17 protein-coding genes are annotated in these 17,141 nt (G+C 60.9%); 16 read left to right on the forward strand and 1 reads right to left on the reverse strand.

The features are described 5' to 3' along the window. Positions 1 to 6: 6 nt before the first annotated feature. From KSP9073_RS00930 to aroQ, 11 genes are all read left to right on the forward strand, one after another. The gene (locus KSP9073_RS00930; protein WP_108841087.1) at positions 7 to 1,329 is read left to right on the forward strand and encodes a short-chain fatty acid transporter; all 1,323 of its coding nucleotides are present in this window, start codon (positions 7 to 9) and stop codon (positions 1,327 to 1,329) included. Positions 1,330 to 1,386: 57 nt separating this feature from the next. After that, positions 1,387 to 2,574 (forward strand): bifunctional 3-oxoadipate enol-lactonase/4-carboxymuconolactone decarboxylase PcaDC, encoded by a 1,188-nt coding sequence (gene pcaDC, locus KSP9073_RS00935; protein ID WP_108841088.1) that lies wholly within the window; start codon positions 1,387 to 1,389, stop codon positions 2,572 to 2,574. A gap of 50 nt (positions 2,575 to 2,624) precedes the next feature. Next, the gene (locus KSP9073_RS00940) at positions 2,625 to 3,485 is read left to right on the forward strand and encodes a shikimate dehydrogenase family protein (protein WP_108841089.1); all 861 of its coding nucleotides are present in this window, start codon (positions 2,625 to 2,627) and stop codon (positions 3,483 to 3,485) included. A 79-nt stretch (positions 3,486 to 3,564) separates the two neighbouring features. Beyond that, positions 3,565 to 5,424 (forward strand): bifunctional sugar phosphate isomerase/epimerase/4-hydroxyphenylpyruvate dioxygenase family protein, encoded by a 1,860-nt coding sequence (locus KSP9073_RS00945; RefSeq protein WP_108841090.1) that lies wholly within the window; start codon positions 3,565 to 3,567, stop codon positions 5,422 to 5,424. A 241-nt stretch (positions 5,425 to 5,665) separates the two neighbouring features. Beyond that, positions 5,666 to 6,685 carry a DctP family TRAP transporter solute-binding subunit gene (locus tag KSP9073_RS00950; protein WP_108841091.1) on the forward strand — a complete coding sequence of 340 codons (1,020 nt, stop codon included), beginning with the start codon at positions 5,666 to 5,668 and terminating at the stop codon, positions 6,683 to 6,685. 96 nt (positions 6,686 to 6,781) lie between these two features. Further along, complete coding sequence (locus KSP9073_RS00955; RefSeq protein WP_108841092.1) at positions 6,782 to 7,348, forward strand: TRAP transporter small permease; 567 nt, start codon at positions 6,782 to 6,784, stop codon at positions 7,346 to 7,348. 1 nt (position 7,349) lies between these two features. Continuing rightward, positions 7,350 to 8,621, forward strand: a complete 1,272-nt coding sequence (locus KSP9073_RS00960; RefSeq protein ID WP_108841093.1) for a TRAP transporter large permease — start codon at positions 7,350 to 7,352, stop codon at positions 8,619 to 8,621. A 245-nt stretch (positions 8,622 to 8,866) separates the two neighbouring features. Continuing rightward, positions 8,867 to 9,514 carry an OmpW/AlkL family protein gene (locus KSP9073_RS00965; RefSeq protein ID WP_108841094.1) on the forward strand — a complete coding sequence of 216 codons (648 nt, stop codon included), beginning with the start codon at positions 8,867 to 8,869 and terminating at the stop codon, positions 9,512 to 9,514. A 238-nt stretch (positions 9,515 to 9,752) separates the two neighbouring features. Continuing rightward, a complete protein-coding gene (locus KSP9073_RS00970; RefSeq protein ID WP_108841095.1) occupies positions 9,753 to 10,277 on the forward strand; it encodes a C40 family peptidase in 525 nt (174 codons plus the stop codon). A gap of 64 nt (positions 10,278 to 10,341) precedes the next feature. Further along, positions 10,342 to 11,214 carry an RsiV family protein gene (locus tag KSP9073_RS00975; RefSeq protein ID WP_108841096.1) on the forward strand — a complete coding sequence of 291 codons (873 nt, stop codon included), beginning with the start codon at positions 10,342 to 10,344 and terminating at the stop codon, positions 11,212 to 11,214. After that, positions 11,211 to 11,633 (forward strand): type II 3-dehydroquinate dehydratase, encoded by a 423-nt coding sequence (gene aroQ, locus KSP9073_RS00980; RefSeq protein WP_108841097.1) that lies wholly within the window; start codon positions 11,211 to 11,213, stop codon positions 11,631 to 11,633. Before KSP9073_RS00975 ends, aroQ begins: the two co-directional genes overlap by 4 nt. A 38-nt stretch (positions 11,634 to 11,671) precedes the next feature. Here the strand turns inward: aroQ and KSP9073_RS00985 are convergent, their stop codons facing one another. After that, entirely contained in the window at positions 11,672 to 12,571 is a 900-nt protein-coding gene (locus KSP9073_RS00985; protein WP_108841098.1) for a LysR family transcriptional regulator, read from the reverse strand. A 96-nt stretch (positions 12,572 to 12,667) separates the two neighbouring features. Between KSP9073_RS00985 and KSP9073_RS00990 the strand changes: the two genes are divergently transcribed. From KSP9073_RS00990 to benB, 5 genes are all read left to right on the forward strand, one after another. Next, on the forward strand, positions 12,668 to 13,786 hold the full coding sequence (locus tag KSP9073_RS00990) for a muconate cycloisomerase family protein (protein WP_108841099.1): 1,119 nt from the start codon (positions 12,668 to 12,670) through the stop codon (positions 13,784 to 13,786). A 16-nt stretch (positions 13,787 to 13,802) separates the two neighbouring features. Continuing rightward, on the forward strand, positions 13,803 to 14,093 hold the full coding sequence (catC, locus tag KSP9073_RS00995) for a muconolactone Delta-isomerase (protein ID WP_108841100.1): 291 nt from the start codon (positions 13,803 to 13,805) through the stop codon (positions 14,091 to 14,093). Positions 14,094 to 14,151: 58 nt separating this feature from the next. After that, a complete protein-coding gene (catA, locus tag KSP9073_RS01000) occupies positions 14,152 to 15,123 on the forward strand; it encodes a catechol 1,2-dioxygenase (RefSeq protein ID WP_108841101.1) in 972 nt (323 codons plus the stop codon). 122 nt (positions 15,124 to 15,245) lie between these two features. Next, complete coding sequence (locus KSP9073_RS01005) at positions 15,246 to 16,631, forward strand: Rieske 2Fe-2S domain-containing protein (RefSeq protein WP_108841102.1); 1,386 nt, start codon at positions 15,246 to 15,248, stop codon at positions 16,629 to 16,631. Beyond that, on the forward strand, positions 16,628 to 17,119 hold the full coding sequence (gene benB / locus KSP9073_RS01010) for a benzoate 1,2-dioxygenase small subunit (protein WP_108841103.1): 492 nt from the start codon (positions 16,628 to 16,630) through the stop codon (positions 17,117 to 17,119). The genes KSP9073_RS01005 and benB overlap by 4 nt, the downstream gene beginning before the upstream one ends. Positions 17,120 to 17,141 lie beyond the last annotated feature (22 nt).

A 17,141-nucleotide genomic window follows, 5' to 3' on the forward strand; every position in this document is an offset into this window, starting at 1 on the left:
GGTGCCATGGAAGCCATTACCAACGTCTCGGTGCGTATCGTTCAACGCTACCTGCCCAGCGCCTTTGTACTGGCGGTGATGCTGACCGCCATCGTGTTTATGCTGGGCATGGGCATTACCCGACAGTCACCCATCGATATGGTGACGTACTGGGGGGATGGCTTCTCGGCGCTTTTCAAGTTTGGCATGCAGATGACGCTGGTGCTGCTGACCGGCTACGTACTGGCCCTGACGCCGGTCGTGCAGACCGCGCTGTCAGGGCTGACCCGACATGCCGGGTCGCCGCGTCAGGCCATCCTGCTGACCATCGTGGTCAGCTTTGTCTGCTACTACCTCAACTGGGGATTCGGCATGGTGGCCGGCGCGATTCTGGCCCGCGAAATGGGCCAGCGGGTCGCGGGGATCCACTTCCCGCTGCTGGTAGCCGCCGCCTACGGCGGTGAACTGGTGCGCGGTCCCTCATCCTCGATTCCGCTGGTCATCGCCACCCCCGGACATTTTATGGAAGACGCGATCGGCATCGTGCCGGTCTCGCAGACGCTGTATTCCGGCTGGAACATTGCCCTGACGCTGTTGCTGCTTGCCCTGCTGCTGGCCTTTTTCGCCCGTCAGAAACAGCCCGAGCACATTGTCACCCTGCAAATGACCGATCAGACCGCCTCGGAACCCACCGAACCACCAGCCACCCATGACGGTACGCCTTCCGATCGCATCGAACACAGCCGGCTACCGACGCTCTTTCTGGGCGCCATGGCGGCGCTGTATCTGATCGTTCAGGCGGTGAATGACGGGCTGAGCATCGACCTCAATACCGTGATCATTTTCTTTCTGGCGCTGGGGCTGTTGCTGCACCGCAGTCCGAAGGCCTATCTGGCAGCGGCAGAAAAGGGAGTGAGCGCGGCCCGCGGCATCATAGTGCAGTTTCCGTTGTATGCCGGCATCGCGGGCATGATGACCGGCTCAGGACTGGTGACGCATTTCTCGGAGGCCGTCATCTCATTGGCCACGCCTGCCACCTTCCCCATCCTGACCTTTTTGTGTGCCGGCATCGTCAACTTCTTCATTCCCTCTGGCGGCGGTCAGTGGGCCATTCAGGGGCCGATCATGATGGAGGCCGCCGCCGCCATTGGCGCCGACCCGGCCCAGACCATCATGGCCTTCACCTGGGGAGACGGCTGGACCAACCAGATTCAGCCGTTCTGGGCGCTGCCGCTGCTGGGTGTGGCGGGGCTTTCAGCGCGCGACATCATGGGATACCTCATCATCTGGCTGGTCATCTCGGGGCTGGCCATCGGTGGTGTCTTTGCCGCGCTGGCCCTGCTGGGATAAGCCGGCGCAGCATGACCGTTACTCGACATACCGGAACTGGACCATCAGGAGACACACATGACGTTCACGCAGTATCAGGGACGTACCATTGCCTGGCGTCTGCTGGGACCAGAAGCGGCACCGCTGGTGGTGCTCGCCCATCCACTGGGCATGAGCCAGAGCGTCTGGGATGAGGTGCTGCCCACCCTCTTGAGCCGCTACCGCGTCCTGACCTGGGATCTACCCGGCCACGGCGGCAGTGCTGCCGCCTCTGGCGCCCTGACCATCGAGGCGCTGGCCGATGAACTGCTCACACTGGTGGCACAAGGCGGGGCCGAGCGCTTTCACTTTGTCGGCACCTCGATTGGCGGCGCACTCGGCCAGTATCTGCTGGTGCATCATCCCGAGCGCCTGGCCACCGTGGTGCTGACCAACACCGGCGCCGTGATCGGCACCCCGGACAACTGGCATGCCCGCGCGAAACGCGTTCGTGATGAAGGACTGGCCACCATGGCCGGTGAGCTGGCGCCGCGCTGGTTCAGCGCGACAACAAGGGAAAACCCGGCGCTCGTCGAGGGTTGGCGCGCCCAGCTCGCGCGCACTGATGACGAAAGCTACGCGCGGCTGTGCGAAATGCTGGCCGGCTTCGACATGCGAGGTGCCTTCACGGACAGCGCCGAGCGCGATGGTCTCTACCTGCTTGGCGGCAGCGATGACCTTTCCACACCACCAGAGACCCTCGAGGCGCTGGCGGAGGTTTTGAATGCGGCGCCGCTGGAGATTCTGACCGGTGTCGGCCACGTGCCCTCGGTCGAGCAGCCCGAACGCGTCGCCCGACGGCTCATGACCTGGCTGGGCGCGCGACGCGACACGATCGGCCAGCACGGCGTGGCCTTCGATGAAGGACTCGAGACCCGTAAACGGGTACTGGGCGCCGAGCATGTCGAGCGCGCCTCACAAAACGCCACCACACTGGATCAGCCGTTCCAGCAGATGATCACCCGGTTTGCCTGGGGTGAGCTGTGGGGCAGTCAGGATCTGTCCGTGACCCAGCGCAGCCTGATCACGCTGGCGATTCTGGCCGCGCTCGGACGCGATGGCGAACTGGTGCTGCATTTGAAAACCGCGCACCGCACCGGCGTCAGCGAGGCAGAACTGCGTCAGGTGCTGATGCACGTGGCCACCTATGCCGGCGTGCCGGCGGCCAATCACGCCTTTGGGCTGGCGAAACAGCACGGCTGGGGCGACCAGGGCACGACCCCATAACAGGCGCTACGATAGGCAGGCTTTTCAATCACTGCACATGCGAGCTATCCATGAAACTGGGCCTGATCGGTATCGGCATCACCCAATCACGTTCTCCCGACCTGCATCGCAGGCTGGGAAAGCTGACCGACATTGACACCCGCTACGATCTTTTCGACGTCAGCGGCGTGTCGGATTTCTCCCTGCTGGCCCATCTCGAGCGGCTGCGGCAGGAGGGCTATCGCGGCGTCAACATTACCTATCCCTTCAAGGAGCAGGCGCTGGGGCTGGCCGATCACGTCGGCGACAGTGCACGACGCGTCGGCTCGACCAATACGCTGCTGTTTGAATCCGACGGTATCCGCGCGGAAAACACCGACTTCACCGGCTTTCAGAGTGCGTGGCGCTTCAATTTCGGCGAGGTCGCGCCAGGGGGTGTCGTGCAACTGGGCGCCGGCGGCGTGGGCCGGGCTGTCGCCCATGCGCTGGCTGGCCTTGAGGCACCATGGGTGGCCATTTTCGATACGGATCGCGAGCGTGCCGAACGTCTGGCCGAGGAGCTGCGCGCCCTTGGCACCGACGCCATGGCCATCGACCGCGATGGGCTTGCCGAGCGGCTAATGAGCGCAGAGGGCGTACTCAACTGCTCACCGATCGGTCATCTCGATCATCCCGGCTGCCCGCTCGATGTGACGTTACTGCGCAATGAGCAGTGGATTTTTGATGCCGTCTACGTGCCGGCCGAAACCGAGCTTTTGATGGCGGCGCGTCAGCGGGGCATGACCGTATTCTCCGGCGTGGATCTCTTTGTCTTCCAGGGGGTCGATGCCTTTCGCTGGTTTGCCGCCTCAAGTGATGCCGAGGCGCGTATTGCTCAGCAGACCCCGACGCTGAGAGCGCACTATCATCGTGAGCTGATCGGCAAGAAGTGATCACAAAAACGGCAGCAGACAGGCCATGCCGCTCGAGCAGCTCGAGGCGGCGACAGATTCAGCCACCAGGAGACATTTCATGCGTTCGATCGCGACCGTTTCCATCAGCGGTGACCTCAGCGACAAGCTCGAGGCCATCGGCCGCGCCGGTTTCCAGGGCGTCGAAATTTTTGAAAATGATTTGCTCTCGTGGGGCGGCACGCCCGAGGAGGTGCGCGAGATGGCAACGGCGCAGGGGCTGTCCATCACCGCCCTGCAGCCCTTTCGCGACTTTGAAGGCATGCCAGAGCCCCAGCGCCGGCGCAACTTCGAGCGCGCCGAGCGCAAGTTTGAGCTGATGAAGGCGCTGGGCACCGATTTCATGCTGGTGTGCAGCAACACCTCTCCCCAGAGCTCGAGTGATCGTGAACAGATCGTGACCGATCTGCGCGAGCTGGCCGAGCGTGCCGCCGCCCATGGCCTGCGCATCGGTTTCGAGGCGCTGGCCTGGGGGCGCCATATCGATGACTATCGTGAGGCCTGGGAGATGGTCCAGCGCGCCGACCATCCGTCGCTGGGGCTGGTGCTCGACAGCTTTCACGCACTGGCACCCGGTCTGCCCACCGACCCGATCGCCGAGATTCCGGGGGATCGCATTTTTCTGGTCCATCTGGCAGATGCGCCGCTACTGGACATGGACCTGCTCAACTGGAGCCGCCACTATCGCTGCTTTCCCGGGCAGGGGCGACTGGATATCGAGGCGTTCATGAAGGCGCTGGGCCGTACCGGCTATAACGGGCCGCTGTCTCACGAGATCTTCAACACCAGCTTTCGAACCGCCCCACCCCGGGATACCGCGCTGGATGGCATGCGCTCGATGATTCTGGTCGAGAACATGGCGACCAATACGCCTTATTTTTCCTCCCTGCCGCCGTCACCCGTTTTCAACGGCATCCACTTTCTGGAATTCACCGTGGATGAAGAACGGGCCGCACCGCTGGAGCAAATGATTGCGGCGCTGGGCTTTCGCCATATCGGGCATCACCGCTCCAAGAATATTCAGCTCTGGCGTCAGGGTGATCTGCACCTGGTGCTCAACATGGAAACCGACAGCTTTGCCCACACCTTCCGGCTGGTGCATGGCATTTCGGTATGCGCCATAGGCGTTCGCGACAATGATCCCTTGCTGACCATGGCCCGCGCCCGGGCCTTCCGGGCCCGCAGTCACGAAGGCCCGGTCGGGCCGGGCGAGCTACAGATTCCAGCCCTGCGCGGCATGGAAAACAGTCTTATCTATCTGGTCGACCCGAACACGGCTCGCGAAAAACAGTGGCAGACCGACTTCGAGCTGTTTGAATCGCCTCGGGGCACGGAGGCCGGCATGGCCGGTGTCGATCATCTATCGACGGTGGTGGCCCCGACCCAGCTGCTGGGCTGGCAGCTATTGTTCAAGACGGTGTTCGGCTTTGAGGCCGGCAGCGAGCACGAGCTGGTCGATCCTCACGGGCTGGTGGTCAGCCAGGCCATGACCAGCCGCGATGGCACCATCCGTCTGCCGCTTAACGTCTCAAGCGCCCAGGAAACGCTGCCCGGGCGCTTCATGAGCGAAGGCCGCGGCGGCATTCAGCAGATCGCGCTGGCAACCGCTGATATTTTCAAAACGGTTGATCGACTGATCGACAACGGGCTGGTGCTGCTGGACATTCCCGACAACTACTACGATGACCTGGCGGCGCGGTTTGATCTTGATGACGCGATGCTGGAGGGCATGCGCACGCGCAACATTCTCTATGACCGCAGTGAAGAAGGCGGTGAATTCCTGCACGCCTATACCGATTTCTTCGCCGATCGCTTCTATTTCGAGATTGTCGAGCGCCGCGGCGACTATCAACAGTTCGGCGCCGTCAACGCGCCGATCCGGCTGGCTGCCCAGTCGCGTCATCGGGCGCAACGGCGCTGAGACCACACGCGGCCATGATCTTGAGGGGCAGAAAACGCTTCCATGTCCTTGAATTTAAAAATACATTCAAAAACCGAAACTTATCCTGGAACTGAGGGTACTGCTTTCGTCCATTTGACCCGGGTCGGGCGTGCGAATAGCCTGGTTCGGAATGCAAACCGAAGTTCGTACAACAAACACGAATATGGCGCTTAGTCATCATGACGGTACAACGATAAAACCGCCTGTGGAGAACAACACTATGGTCAACTCAATCTGGAAGATGGCAGTCGTCGGGGGCCTGATGGGCGCCAGCCTCGTGGCTCAGGCTCAAACGATCCGATTTGCGCATGTCGATCCCGACAGCTGGCAGAATTCGAAAAAGGGGGCCGCGGCGGCGATGTTCAAGGCAGCCGTGGAATCCAGAAGCGACGATTTAAAGGTCGAGCTTTACCCGGCTGGCGCGCTGGGCGGTGAGGACGAAACCGTTCAGCAGGCCATGGATGGCATGACCCAGGTGGTCATGATTTCAGGGGCGATGTCCAAGGTCTGTCCCGCCGCCGGGGTGCTTGATATCCCCTTCATGTTCAATACGGCTTCACAGGCCTGGCAGGTGCTGGACGGCGACTTCGGCAACGCGCTGGCACAGCACTGTCTCGATCAGACCGGCCTGCGTACGCTGGGCTACGGCGAAACCGGCTTTCGCAATTTCACCAACAACGATCACCCGATCCATTCGCCCGCCGACATGGAGGGGCTGAAGTTCCGGGTTCAGGATATTCCCCTGTATGTCGAGCTGGTGAAGTCGCTGGGCGGTGAACCGGCACCGATCCCCTGGTCGGAAACCCCAACGGCCCTGTCAACAGGCGTCGTGGACGGTCAGGAAAATCCGGTCAGCACCATTTACAACAACAATCTGCATGAGCTGCAGAAGTACATGACGCTGGACCGCCACGTTTATGCCACCGATTTTCTGCTGATCAACGAGCAGTTCTTCCAGTCGCTCTCGCCCGAGGATCAGGCCATCGTCGAGGAGGCCGGCAAGCTGGCAGGAAACATGGGGCGCTCCATTCAGGAGTTCACCGCGGCCAACGGTCTTCTGGCCGTTCAGAAAGCGGGCATGGAGGTCTACACGCCCACCCCTGAGGAACTTGAGCAGTTCCGCGACAAGGCTCAGCCGCCGGTGGTTAAACTGCTGCGCAACGACCTTGGCGATGAAGGGAACTGGATCGACAAGCTGCAGCAGGCCGTCGACAGCACCACTCAAAAGGACGCGTCATAACGTCTTCGCACGATCATCGACACACGCCAATCCTTGTTGGCCCAACCTGCCGGCGGATCACTGTCCGCCGGTGTTCACTACCCTCGGGATGACCTCATGAGTCGACTCTACGCTCGCCTGCGTGCCAGCGTCATCGCCCTGCTCGCCTTTGGCGCCGGGCTAAGCATGGTGCTGCTGTTTGCCATCGTCCTGGTCAACGCATTGATGCGCTATTTTCTTGGCAGCTCGCTGGCATGGGGCGGGCAGCTGCCGATTTTTCTGGGGATCTACGGTGTGATGTTCGGCATCGCGCTGGCCTATCTGCAGGACCGCCACATCAGGCTGGGACTTGTGGTCGATGCGCTGCCCCGGGCACTCAGGGAGCGGCTGTTTTTGCTGGTTGATGTCTCGGTCATCGTGCTGGGAGGCACCCTTGCCGTGGCCGGCCTGCGGTTTGTCGAAAGCCGTGGCAGCATGCGCGTGTCGGGCATGACCGGTATCGCGGACTCGCTGAGCACCTCAACCGGACTGTCGCTTTTCAAGGCACTGGGAACGCTGGCGCCCTATCAGTTTGCGATGGTCATCGGCGGTGTCCTTTTGCTGCTGGCCGGAATACTGCGTCTGATCGATCGCCTGACCATGGACCACACCGCCACGACCACACCATCCGAAGGAGGCATCTGACATGGTCTATGCCATTTTGCTGGTGTCACTGCTGATCGGTGTGCCGGTAGCCTTTGCCATCCTCGCCGCCCTTTTCTACTTCATGGGCACGGGCGATTTTCCCTACAGCATTCAGGGCGTGGCGACCCAGCTCTTTGCCGGCATGAACTCCTTTTCCCTGCTGGCCATCCCACTGTTCATTCTGGCCGGCGAGCTGATGAACGAAAGCGGCATCACCACTCGCATCATTGCCTTTTCAAAGGTGATGATCGGCCGGGTGAGCGGCGGTCTTGCGCACGTCAACATCTGGGCCTCGGTCATGTTCGCAGGCCTTTCCGGTTCGGCCGTGGCCGATACCTCGGCGCTGGGTCGGGTCTTTATCCCGGAGATGGAAAAGGAAGGCTATCCCCGCGATTTTGCCGCGGCGCTGACGGCGGCATCCTCTGTCATCGGTCCCATCATTCCGCCCAGTATTCCGGTCATCATCTATGCGCTGATTGTCAGCGGCGTGTCGGTGCCGGCGCTCTTTATTGCGGGCATTGTGCCGGGGCTGCTGCTGGCCGTCTTTCTGTCGCTGTATGTGGTGTTCTTTGCCAGCCACTATCAGAAAAAGCCTACGCAGATGCCTCGCGAGCAGAAGGTCACGATCCTGATTGATGGCATCGTGCCGCTGTTGATGCCGGTGTTTGTCATCGGCTCGATTCTGCTCGGAGTGGTCACCCCGACCGAGGCGGCAGCCTTTGCGGTCGCCTATGCGCTGATCGTTGGCGTGTTTATCTTTCGCAAGATCCGCCTGCGCGACCTGCCGGGCATCTTCTCGCGCACCATGGTCGACAGCGCCGTCATCATGATCGTCATTGGCGCAGTGGCCGCGGCCAATTGGCTTTTGACCTTCAATCGTATTCCCAATCTGCTCACGGACTGGACCCTGTCGCTGATCTCCACGCCCTGGACCTTTCTGATCGCCGTCATCGCGCTACTGCTGGTGGTCGGACTGTTTCTGGAAGGCATCGCTGCCATGCTGGTGCTGGTACCGATCCTGCATCCCATTGCCGTTCAGCTGGGCATTGATCCGGTGCATTTTGCGATCGTTGTGATCTTTAATCTGATGATCGGGCTGATCACCCCGCCGATGGGGCTTTGTCTGTTCGTGGTCGACTCGATCGCCAATGTCGGCATGGCGCGGCTGACTCGGCGCATTCTGCCGCTGTTTGCCGTGCAGGTCGGCGTGCTGCTGCTGGTCGCCTTTGTGCCGGCCATTGTCACTACCCTGCCCCATCTACTCGGCTTTTAGGCCGCTATCAGCCTCATCACATTCGGGCCTTTCAGACAATGAAAGGCCCGAATGCGTTCTCAATGTCTTTCAAACTGTTTTTCAAAACTGTCTTTCAAAACAACGGATTTGACGTGCGTCAATAAATGAACAGCGTTCGCCTGGCAAAATGGTGTCAGGCACTTACAGGGATCGGGTCAGGCGCATCATGCCTTCAGGGGAGCCCGAACCACTTCAGAAAAAACCTGTTCAGGGGAACCAGACACATGCGCGCGCTGCCGCTTATTTCCATTGCCGCTCTGGCACTCGGGGTGACCGTGGGTACAACTGCCCAGGCTGCTGAATCCACTTACGGTCAGGGCGATTTTTTCACCCGCGCCGGCCTTGCCAAGGTGTCACCGAAAGATGACAACGGTGATTACGATTCACTCGGCGTGGACAAGGTCGACGTCAAGGACGGCCGCGGGTTCGCGATCACCTTCGGCTATCGCTTTCTCGACCAGTGGGGCGTGGAACTGCTGGCCGCGCAGCGCATCAAGCATGACTTCAATCTCGACGGTGACAAGGGCGGCTCGGTCAAGCACCTCCCCCCGACGCTGACGCTGCAGTACTACCCGCTGGGCGGCACCGATGCCCGCGTACAGCCCTATGTCGGCGCTGGCATCAACTACACCCGCTTCTCGGCGGAAAGCGTCGACATCGATGGCGCCAGCATGGACATGGACAACTCCTGGGGCTGGGCCGGTCAGGTCGGTGTGGATCTTTTGATCAATGATCACTGGGCCATCAACGCCGCGGCCTGGTATCTGGACATCGACTCCAACGTGACCGCCAGCGCCGGCGGCGAGACCTACAAGACGCACCTGGATATCGATCCGGTCGTCATCATGAGCGGCATCAGCTACCGCTTCTGATCCAGAAAATCCTACCCTTTTTGCACCGCTCTCTCGACCGGTGCTGACCCGACGGTTTCGGCCTGCCGTCGGGTTTTTTTGTGTTTATCGCCCGGTCATGATCGTGTTTTATCGCCCTGACAGGGTCTAAAACGGATGCGCGTTTCAACACCTGCCCATCTCTACGCAAGCCAGGACTCGAAAAGACGGGACACTCGCGGTTAATATCGAAACATTTGCTGCCCATCGGAATCTGCTCATGTCATTGCCTGCTGCCTTTCGCCTTCCCCGGCGCCCGATACGACGCCTGCGCGAGGTGTCGCTGCTGATCTCTCTTTTGTGGCTGGCCGGCTGTGCCGGCAACCCCGAGATGCAGACCAGTGACATGATGGGCCCGATCTCCGAACAGCAGGATCTGTCGATCGAGCGGGTGCTGGTCATGAATTACGCCCGTGACGCGCTGGGCATTCCCTATCGCTACGGCGGCACGACCCCCGCCGGCATGGACTGCAGCGGCCTGACCCAGGCAAGCTTTCTGGCCGCCGGCATCGAGATTCCCCGCACCTCTCAGCAGCAGTTTGATGGGCTTGAGCACATTGAGCGCGCCCGACCGGGGGATCTGATGTTTTTCGGCTCGGGGAACCGCGTCAGCCACGTGGGGATCTACATGGGCAACAACCAGATGATTCACGCCCCCGGCAGCGGGCGCCACGTCACCATCGCAAGTCTTGATAAGCGGTACTGGCGCAGTCACTACCGTGGTGCCGCGGCGCCCGCGCCCTGAGCGATCACTGGCTGCCACCTTCTGTTACCTGCCACTTTTGTCACGAACCCGAAAGAGACCCGACATGACCATCTCGACATCCTATCGGTGGCTGGCCGTACCGGCCCTGTTATTGACGCTGACCGCCTGCGACCAGAACGGTGATGACCAGAGTGCCGATCAGCCCGACGCTGCGCAGCCGTCCAGCGAGACCACCGACGCGCAGAATCCGCAGGAGGGTCTGTCACCGACCTTCGTCAATCGCACGATCACGGCGCCGGACTGTGAAGGCGATGACTGCGCCAGCGTGGAAATTCACATGATCAAGTTTGATAACGACCCGGCACTGTCCAGTGAACTGGAACGTCGTCTGGTACGAATGGGCAACCCGATCAGCGAGTCGGGTGTGGACAAGGACGCCCTGCCCGCCACTCTGGACGCCTATGCCGATGATTTTTTCGATCAAAGTGCCCAGGCCAACGCCGACAGCGACCATCCGCGCCCCTATTACACGACCCTGGAAGCCAAAGAGGTCGGACATCATGACGACCTGCTGGTTCTGGAGCTGCAAAGCTACGTCATGACCGGCGGTGCCCACGGCCTGCCGGGCACCGAGTACATGGTCATCGATGAAAAGACCCGCCAGGTGGTCACGCTCGATGACATGCTCAAGGAAGGCCAGAAGTCGGCCTATGAGTCGGCGTTGAAAAACGCCTGGCAGCGCTGGATGAAAGACAACGAGGCGGGAAAAACGCTCGACCCTATCGACTGGCCGTTCTCGACAAGCGACAACGCTGCCCCGCTGGCCGACAACATGGCGGTCACCTACGGTGTCTATACACTCGGGCCGTATGCGATTGGCCAGCCGACGCTGACCATTCCCTACAGCGACCTTGAAAACGTGCTCAAGCCGAGATTTTTACCCAATGCCACCGCCGATACCGCGGAGTCGAAATGAACGTTTTAATCCTCAACGGCCCCAATCTGAACCTGCTGGGCAAGCGCGAGCCGGACATCTACGGCCATGAGACGCTTGCCGACATCGAAAATGCTATTCGCCACCGCGCCTTTGACCAAGGCGTGGCCACTGATTTTCTGCAGACCAATCACGAAGGTGTGATGCTCGATCGCATCCATGATGCGCGGGACCAGTTCGATGCCATCATCATCAATCCGGCCGCCTGGTCACATACCTCGGTCGCGCTGCTGGACGCGCTCAAGGCCTTTGAAGGCCGCGTGATCGAGGTGCATCTGTCCAACATCCACACCCGCGAGGCGTTTCGACACCACTCGTATGTTTCCGCACGCGCCGAGGCGGTAATCGCGGGCATGGGCAGCTTCGGCTATCTGGCAGCGATCGATTTCCTGTCGCGCTAGCCCTCAGGACCGGCCCTTATGAACCCAGGCGCCCGGCATCAGGGATAGCGGCCCTCGAGCCGATTGGCCACCAGTTCCTCGAGAATCTCGTTGGTCAGTGTCATGGCCGGTGTGGCGGGCTCACGACGGCGACTACAGATGATGGGAGAGGTGATGTTGGACTCGGCCAGGCGCACGTAGACAATCTCGTCACGGTGCATGCGCATCACCTGCTCCGGCACCAGACTAAATCCCATGTCGGAGGCGACCAGACCAATCGCGGTCTGTAGCTCGTTGGTCTCCTGAATCACGCGCACCCTGAGTCCACGCAGACGAAACAGTGCCAGCACCGCATCGGCGTAGCTGGGCCGCGGTGAGGCGGGATAAGTAATCAGCGGATACTCCGCCAGCTGAGCCAGCGTCGGCGTGGTATTGGCCAGCGGATGCGATACCGGCAGCGCTGCCACGATCGGCTCGTTGAACAGCACTTCCTGCACGATATCCGGATCATCAATTCGCAGTCGACCAAAGCCGATATCGATGCGACCGGCCTTGAGCGCCTGAATCTGACTGACCGTGGTCAGCTCCAGCAGTAACAGTTCGATATCATCCGTTTGCCTCAGGCGACGGATCAGCTGCGGCAGCTGCCCGTAAAGCAGTGATCCCACCATACCGATCCCGAACACCTGATGGCCCCGCCGCGCCATTCGTCGCGTGGCGGCAACGGTGGTATCCACCTTTTCCAGTATCTGCAGGGCGTGTTCCAGAAAGAACTTGCCCTCATGGGTCAGCGCCAGTCCGCGCGGTTTTCTCTCGAACAGGGCAGCCCCAAGCTCCGTTTCCAGCTGCCTGATGCGCCGCGTCAGCGGCGGCTGTGCCATGTTCAGTCGCTCGGCGGCATGGGTCATGTTGAGCTCTTCGGCCACCGTACAGAAATAACGCAGCTGGCGAATGTCCATGGATACCTTCCGGGTATGGATAACGACCCAAACGATATTTTTTCGGTTGGTGTGAGGCAATCAGACTTACGTCATTGCCACACAAAGAGACCGACCATGCCTGCCATCATCGAGTCGATTACTACCCAGCTTGTCGACCTGCCTACCATCCGGCCGCACCGGCTTTCCATGACCACCATGGCCTGCCAGACGCTGGTCATCGTGCGCTTGCGCACCTCCGATGGCATTGAAGGCATCGGCGAGGGCACCACTATCGGCGGGCTGAGCTACAGCGCGGAAAGCCCTGAAAGCATCAAGTGCAACATCGATGCATGGATGGCGCCACTGCTGATCGGCCAGCCGGCCGACAACATCAATGCCCTGATGGCCCGTCTGGACCGCCACGTGCGCGGTAACGCCATTGCCCGCTCGGCGCTGGAAACGGCGCTGCTCGACAGTCAGGGCAAGCGTCTTGGCGTCTCGGTTGCCGAACTTCTGGGCGGCGCGGTGCATAAGCATCTGGCAGTGCTCTGGACGCTGGCCAGCGGCGATACCCAAAAGGACATCGATGAGGCTTTCCAGCGTCTGGACGAGCGCCGTCATCAGCAGTTCAAGCTCAAGCTGGGGGCTAATGCCCTGCGTGACGATCTGCGCCATGTCGAGTCGATCTGTGCCGCGCTCGACGGCCGTGCCGGCGTCCAGGTCGATATCAATCAGGCCTGGGATGAGGCTACGGCCGTACAGGGCATCGCTGCACTCGAAGCCGCCGGCGTCGCGTTGATCGAACAACCCATTTCCGCGCGCAACGTGTGTGGGCTCACCCGTCTGGCCAATCGGTTCAGAGTGCCGATGCTCGCCGATGAAGCCGTACAGGACACAGGCGACGGCCTGACACTGTTGAGTGCCGGGTTCAGCGGCGCCTTTGCCCTCAAGATCGCCAAGGCCGGCGGCCCTCGCGGGGCGCTTGCGCTGGCCCGTACGGCACAGGCCGGGGGCATCGGCCTCTACGGCGGCACCATGCTGGAAGGCACCATCGGCACCGCCGCCTCACTCCACGCCTGGTCTGCGCTGCCGTCACTCGAATGGGGCACCGAAATGTTTGGCCCGCTGCTTTTAAAAGACGACATCGTCACCGAAGGGCTTCGCTATCACGAATTCGGCGTTGACCTGCCTCGCGGACCGGGCCTTGGCATCGCCCTTGATGAAGACCGGCTGCGCTTTTACAGCCGCCCATGACTCAGGAGAAATTCCCATGCTGTTTCACGTCGAAATGACCGTCAATCTGCCGCCTGACATGCCCGAAGAGCAGGCTGCCGAGATCAAGGCGACAGAAAAGGCGTACTCCCAAACGCTGCAACAAAAGGGCACGTGGCGACATCTGTGGCGCGTCGCCGGCAGCTACTCGAACGTCAGCATTTTTGACGTCAGGGACAACGATGAACTGCAGCGCATCATCAGTGGCCTGCCACTGTTTCCGTACATGGAAATCCGTGTCCGCCCGCTGTGCCGCCACCCATCATCCATTCGCGATGATGACAGCTGAAGTCTGACAAAACGTTTTTGACCGCACCGAATTCAACCTGAATGAAGAGGTAGTCATCATGAGCGTAAAGATCTTTGATACCCAGGACGTGCAGGACTTTCTTGTCAGGGTCAGCGGGCTGGAGCTCTCTGGCGGCAACGAGCGCGCCAAACAGATTGTGCATCGCCTGGTGGGCGATCTGTTCAGGCTGATCGACGATTTCGACGTCACCGAGGAAGAGTACTGGGCCGGCATCAACCTGCTCAACGCACTCGGCAGTCAGACCCAGTTCGGTCTGCTCTCGCCGGGGCTTGGCTTCGACCATTTCCTGGATATGCGCCACGACGCCATGGATGCCGAAGCCCAGCGCACCGGCAGCACGCCGCGCACCATCGAAGGCCCGCTGTATGTGGCCGGCGCGCCGGAAGCCACGGGGTTTGCCCGCATGAGCGATGAGGCCACCGAGGGCGAGACCATGTGGCTGACCGGTCAGGTGCGCGACGTGGACGGCACCCCGATCGCTGGCGCCAAAGTCGAGATCTGGCACGCCAACGACAAGGGCGGTTACTCCTTTTTCGACCCGTCCCAGCCCGACTACAACCTGCGTCGCACCATCTACACCGATAGCGAGGGCCGCTACGTCGCCCGTAGCGTCATCCCTTCAGGCTATGGCGTGCCCGAGGGCGCGCCCACGGACGTGGTACTCAAGTCATTGGGCCGCCACGGCGAGCGCCCGGCCCACATTCACTTTTTCATCTCGGCACCGGGCCATCAGCACCTCACCACCCAGATCAACCTGGCCGGCGACCCGTACACGTTCGATGACTTTGCCTTTGCCACCCGCGAAGAGTTGGTGATTCCCGCCGAGCGCATCGACGACGCCGCTGAAATTGCCCAACGCGAACTGGACGGCCCGTTCTCGCAGGTCGTGTTCGACATTGACCTGTCGCCGACCGAGGAGGTCGAGCTGCAAACGCGCCACGCCCGGCCGCGCGCCAAGGAAAACGCGCACGATCTGGCCAGCCAGCTGGCAGGCACCGCGAAGGTCTAGCCCGCTCGCAGAACTTACTGACTGACTGACACCGTGACCACGGCAGCTTCCGAGCTGGCGCTGAAAAGGCTGTCGCTTAAAAAAACCGACAGCACACTAAAAAATGGCCGAGGAGCGCGATCATGACAATGCAGCTTGATCAACTCGAAACCCGCATTCGCAATACCGTTCAGGATAACCCTGAACAGGGCATCTTCCGCTGCCACCGCAGCATGTTCACCGATCCGGCCTTTTTCGAACTGGAGCTGAAGCACATCTTCGAAGGCAACTGGCTGTTCATGGCCCACGAAAGCCAGATTCCGGAACCGGGTGACTATTTCACCCTGTTCATGGGACGCCAGCCGGTCATCATCACCCGGGACAAGGAGGGCGAGCTGCATGCGATGCTCAACACCTGCAGCCACCGGGGCGCCACGCTGTGCCGCAAGCGTCGCGGCAACAAGACCACGCTGACCTGCCCGTTCCATGGCTGGTCGTTCAAAAACGACGGCCGCCTGCTCAAGGCCAAAAATGAAAAGACCGGTGCCTACCCTGATGGGTTCAAGCAGGACGGCTCGCACGATCTCAAGCATCTGCCGCGCTTTGAAACCTACCGTGGATTTCTGTTCGGCAGCCTCAGTGATGACGTGAAGCCACTGACCGAGCATCTGGGCGAAACCACCAAAATCATCGACAACATCGTCGATCAGGCGCCCGAAGGCCTCGAGGTGCTAAGGGGCACCTCGACGTATACCTTCGACGGCAACTGGAAGCTGGGCGCGGAAAACGGCGCCGACGGCTACCACGTCAGCTCCGTGCACTGGAACTACGCCTCCACCATGGACCGTCGCGACTACGACAAGGGCGGCACCCGGGCAGTCGATGCCAACGGCTGGTCGAAGAGCATGGGCGGGTTCTACTCCTATGAAAACGGCCACATGATGCTCTGGACCCGGCTGATCAATCCGGAAGTCCGACCGGTCTACCAGCGTCGTGACGAGATCACCGCCGAATTCGGCGAGGCACGCGGCGACGCCATCGTCAATCAGACCCGCAATCTGTGCCTGTACCCCAACGTCTACCTGATGGATCAGTTCTCCACTCAGCTTCGAACCATCCGTCCGCTGGCCGTGAACAAGAGCGAGGTCACCATCGTCTGTTTCGCGCCGAAAGGAGAATCCGACGAGAGCCGCGCGCTGCGCATTCGTCAGTACGAGGATTTTTTCAACGTCAGCGGCATGGGCACACCGGACGATCTGGAAGAGTTCCGCGCCTGCCAGAGAGGCTACGCCGCCGAAAACCTCGAATGGAACGACCTGAGCCGCGGCGCCAAACAGTGGATCGAAGGCCCGGATGATAACGCCCGCGCCGTCGACATGAAGCCGCTTTTGAGCGGGGCCTCTCCCGAGGACGAAGGGCTTTATGTTTTGCACCACAAGCACTGGGTTGAAGAGATGTTGCGCGCCGTGGACCGCGAGCGTTCACAGCTGATCGCCACCAGCATCGGCGACGAGGAGGACGTGGCATGAGTCTCGACTATCTCGATGTACAAGCCTTTGTGTTTCGTGAAGCCCGGCTGCTGGACGATCGCCAGTGGGATGAATGGCTTGCCTGCTATCACGAGGACGCCGTGTTCTGGATGCCGGCCTGGGACGATAACGACCAGCTCACCGAAGACCCGCATCGCGAAATCTCGCTGATCTACTACCCCAATCGTCAGGGGCTGGAGGACCGGGTCTACCGGATCAAGACCGAGCGCTCCGGTGCCACCAGCATCCCCGAGCCACGGGTGACGCATCAGATCTCGAACCTCGAGATTGTGTCCCGCGAGGCGCAAACGCTTCATCTGCGCTTCAACTGGCACAACCTGAGCCACCGCTATCACGAGACCCACAGCTTTTTCGGTACCTCGTTCTACATTCTCGACATCAGCGGCGACACGCCCCTGATTCGCGAAAAGAAAGTGGTGCTGAACAACGACTATATCCACCAGGTGATCGATATCTATCACATCTGATGGGGCCGGGAGGGATAACGTC

It is taken from the genome of Kushneria phyllosphaerae, assembly GCF_900312995.1.
Lineage (GTDB): Bacteria > Pseudomonadota > Gammaproteobacteria > Pseudomonadales > Halomonadaceae > Kushneria > Kushneria phyllosphaerae.

Excerpts from the sequence above, each read along its gene's own strand:
- KSP9073_RS00930 (WP_108841087.1), top strand. The coding sequence starts at position 7 with ATGGAAGCCATTACCAACGTCTCGGTGCGTATCGTTCAACGCTACCTG.
- pcaDC (WP_108841088.1), top strand. The coding sequence starts at position 1,387 with ATGACGTTCACGCAGTATCAGGGACGTACCATTGCCTGGCGTCTGCTG.
- KSP9073_RS00940 (WP_108841089.1), top strand. The coding sequence starts at position 2,625 with ATGAAACTGGGCCTGATCGGTATCGGCATCACCCAATCACGTTCTCCC.
- KSP9073_RS00945 (WP_108841090.1), top strand. The coding sequence starts at position 3,565 with ATGCGTTCGATCGCGACCGTTTCCATCAGCGGTGACCTCAGCGACAAG.
- KSP9073_RS00950 (WP_108841091.1), top strand. The coding sequence starts at position 5,666 with ATGGTCAACTCAATCTGGAAGATGGCAGTCGTCGGGGGCCTGATGGGC.
- KSP9073_RS00955 (WP_108841092.1), top strand. The coding sequence starts at position 6,782 with ATGAGTCGACTCTACGCTCGCCTGCGTGCCAGCGTCATCGCCCTGCTC.
- KSP9073_RS00960 (WP_108841093.1), top strand. The coding sequence starts at position 7,350 with ATGGTCTATGCCATTTTGCTGGTGTCACTGCTGATCGGTGTGCCGGTA.
- KSP9073_RS00965 (WP_108841094.1), top strand. The coding sequence starts at position 8,867 with ATGCGCGCGCTGCCGCTTATTTCCATTGCCGCTCTGGCACTCGGGGTG.
- KSP9073_RS00970 (WP_108841095.1), top strand. The coding sequence starts at position 9,753 with ATGTCATTGCCTGCTGCCTTTCGCCTTCCCCGGCGCCCGATACGACGC.
- KSP9073_RS00975 (WP_108841096.1), top strand. The coding sequence starts at position 10,342 with ATGACCATCTCGACATCCTATCGGTGGCTGGCCGTACCGGCCCTGTTA.
- aroQ (WP_108841097.1), top strand. The coding sequence starts at position 11,211 with ATGAACGTTTTAATCCTCAACGGCCCCAATCTGAACCTGCTGGGCAAG.
- KSP9073_RS00985 (WP_108841098.1), bottom strand. The coding sequence starts at position 12,571 with ATGGACATTCGCCAGCTGCGTTATTTCTGTACGGTGGCCGAAGAGCTC.
- KSP9073_RS00990 (WP_108841099.1), top strand. The coding sequence starts at position 12,668 with ATGCCTGCCATCATCGAGTCGATTACTACCCAGCTTGTCGACCTGCCT.
- catC (WP_108841100.1), top strand. The coding sequence starts at position 13,803 with ATGCTGTTTCACGTCGAAATGACCGTCAATCTGCCGCCTGACATGCCC.
- catA (WP_108841101.1), top strand. The coding sequence starts at position 14,152 with ATGAGCGTAAAGATCTTTGATACCCAGGACGTGCAGGACTTTCTTGTC.
- KSP9073_RS01005 (WP_108841102.1), top strand. The coding sequence starts at position 15,246 with ATGACAATGCAGCTTGATCAACTCGAAACCCGCATTCGCAATACCGTT.
- benB (WP_108841103.1), top strand. The coding sequence starts at position 16,628 with ATGAGTCTCGACTATCTCGATGTACAAGCCTTTGTGTTTCGTGAAGCC.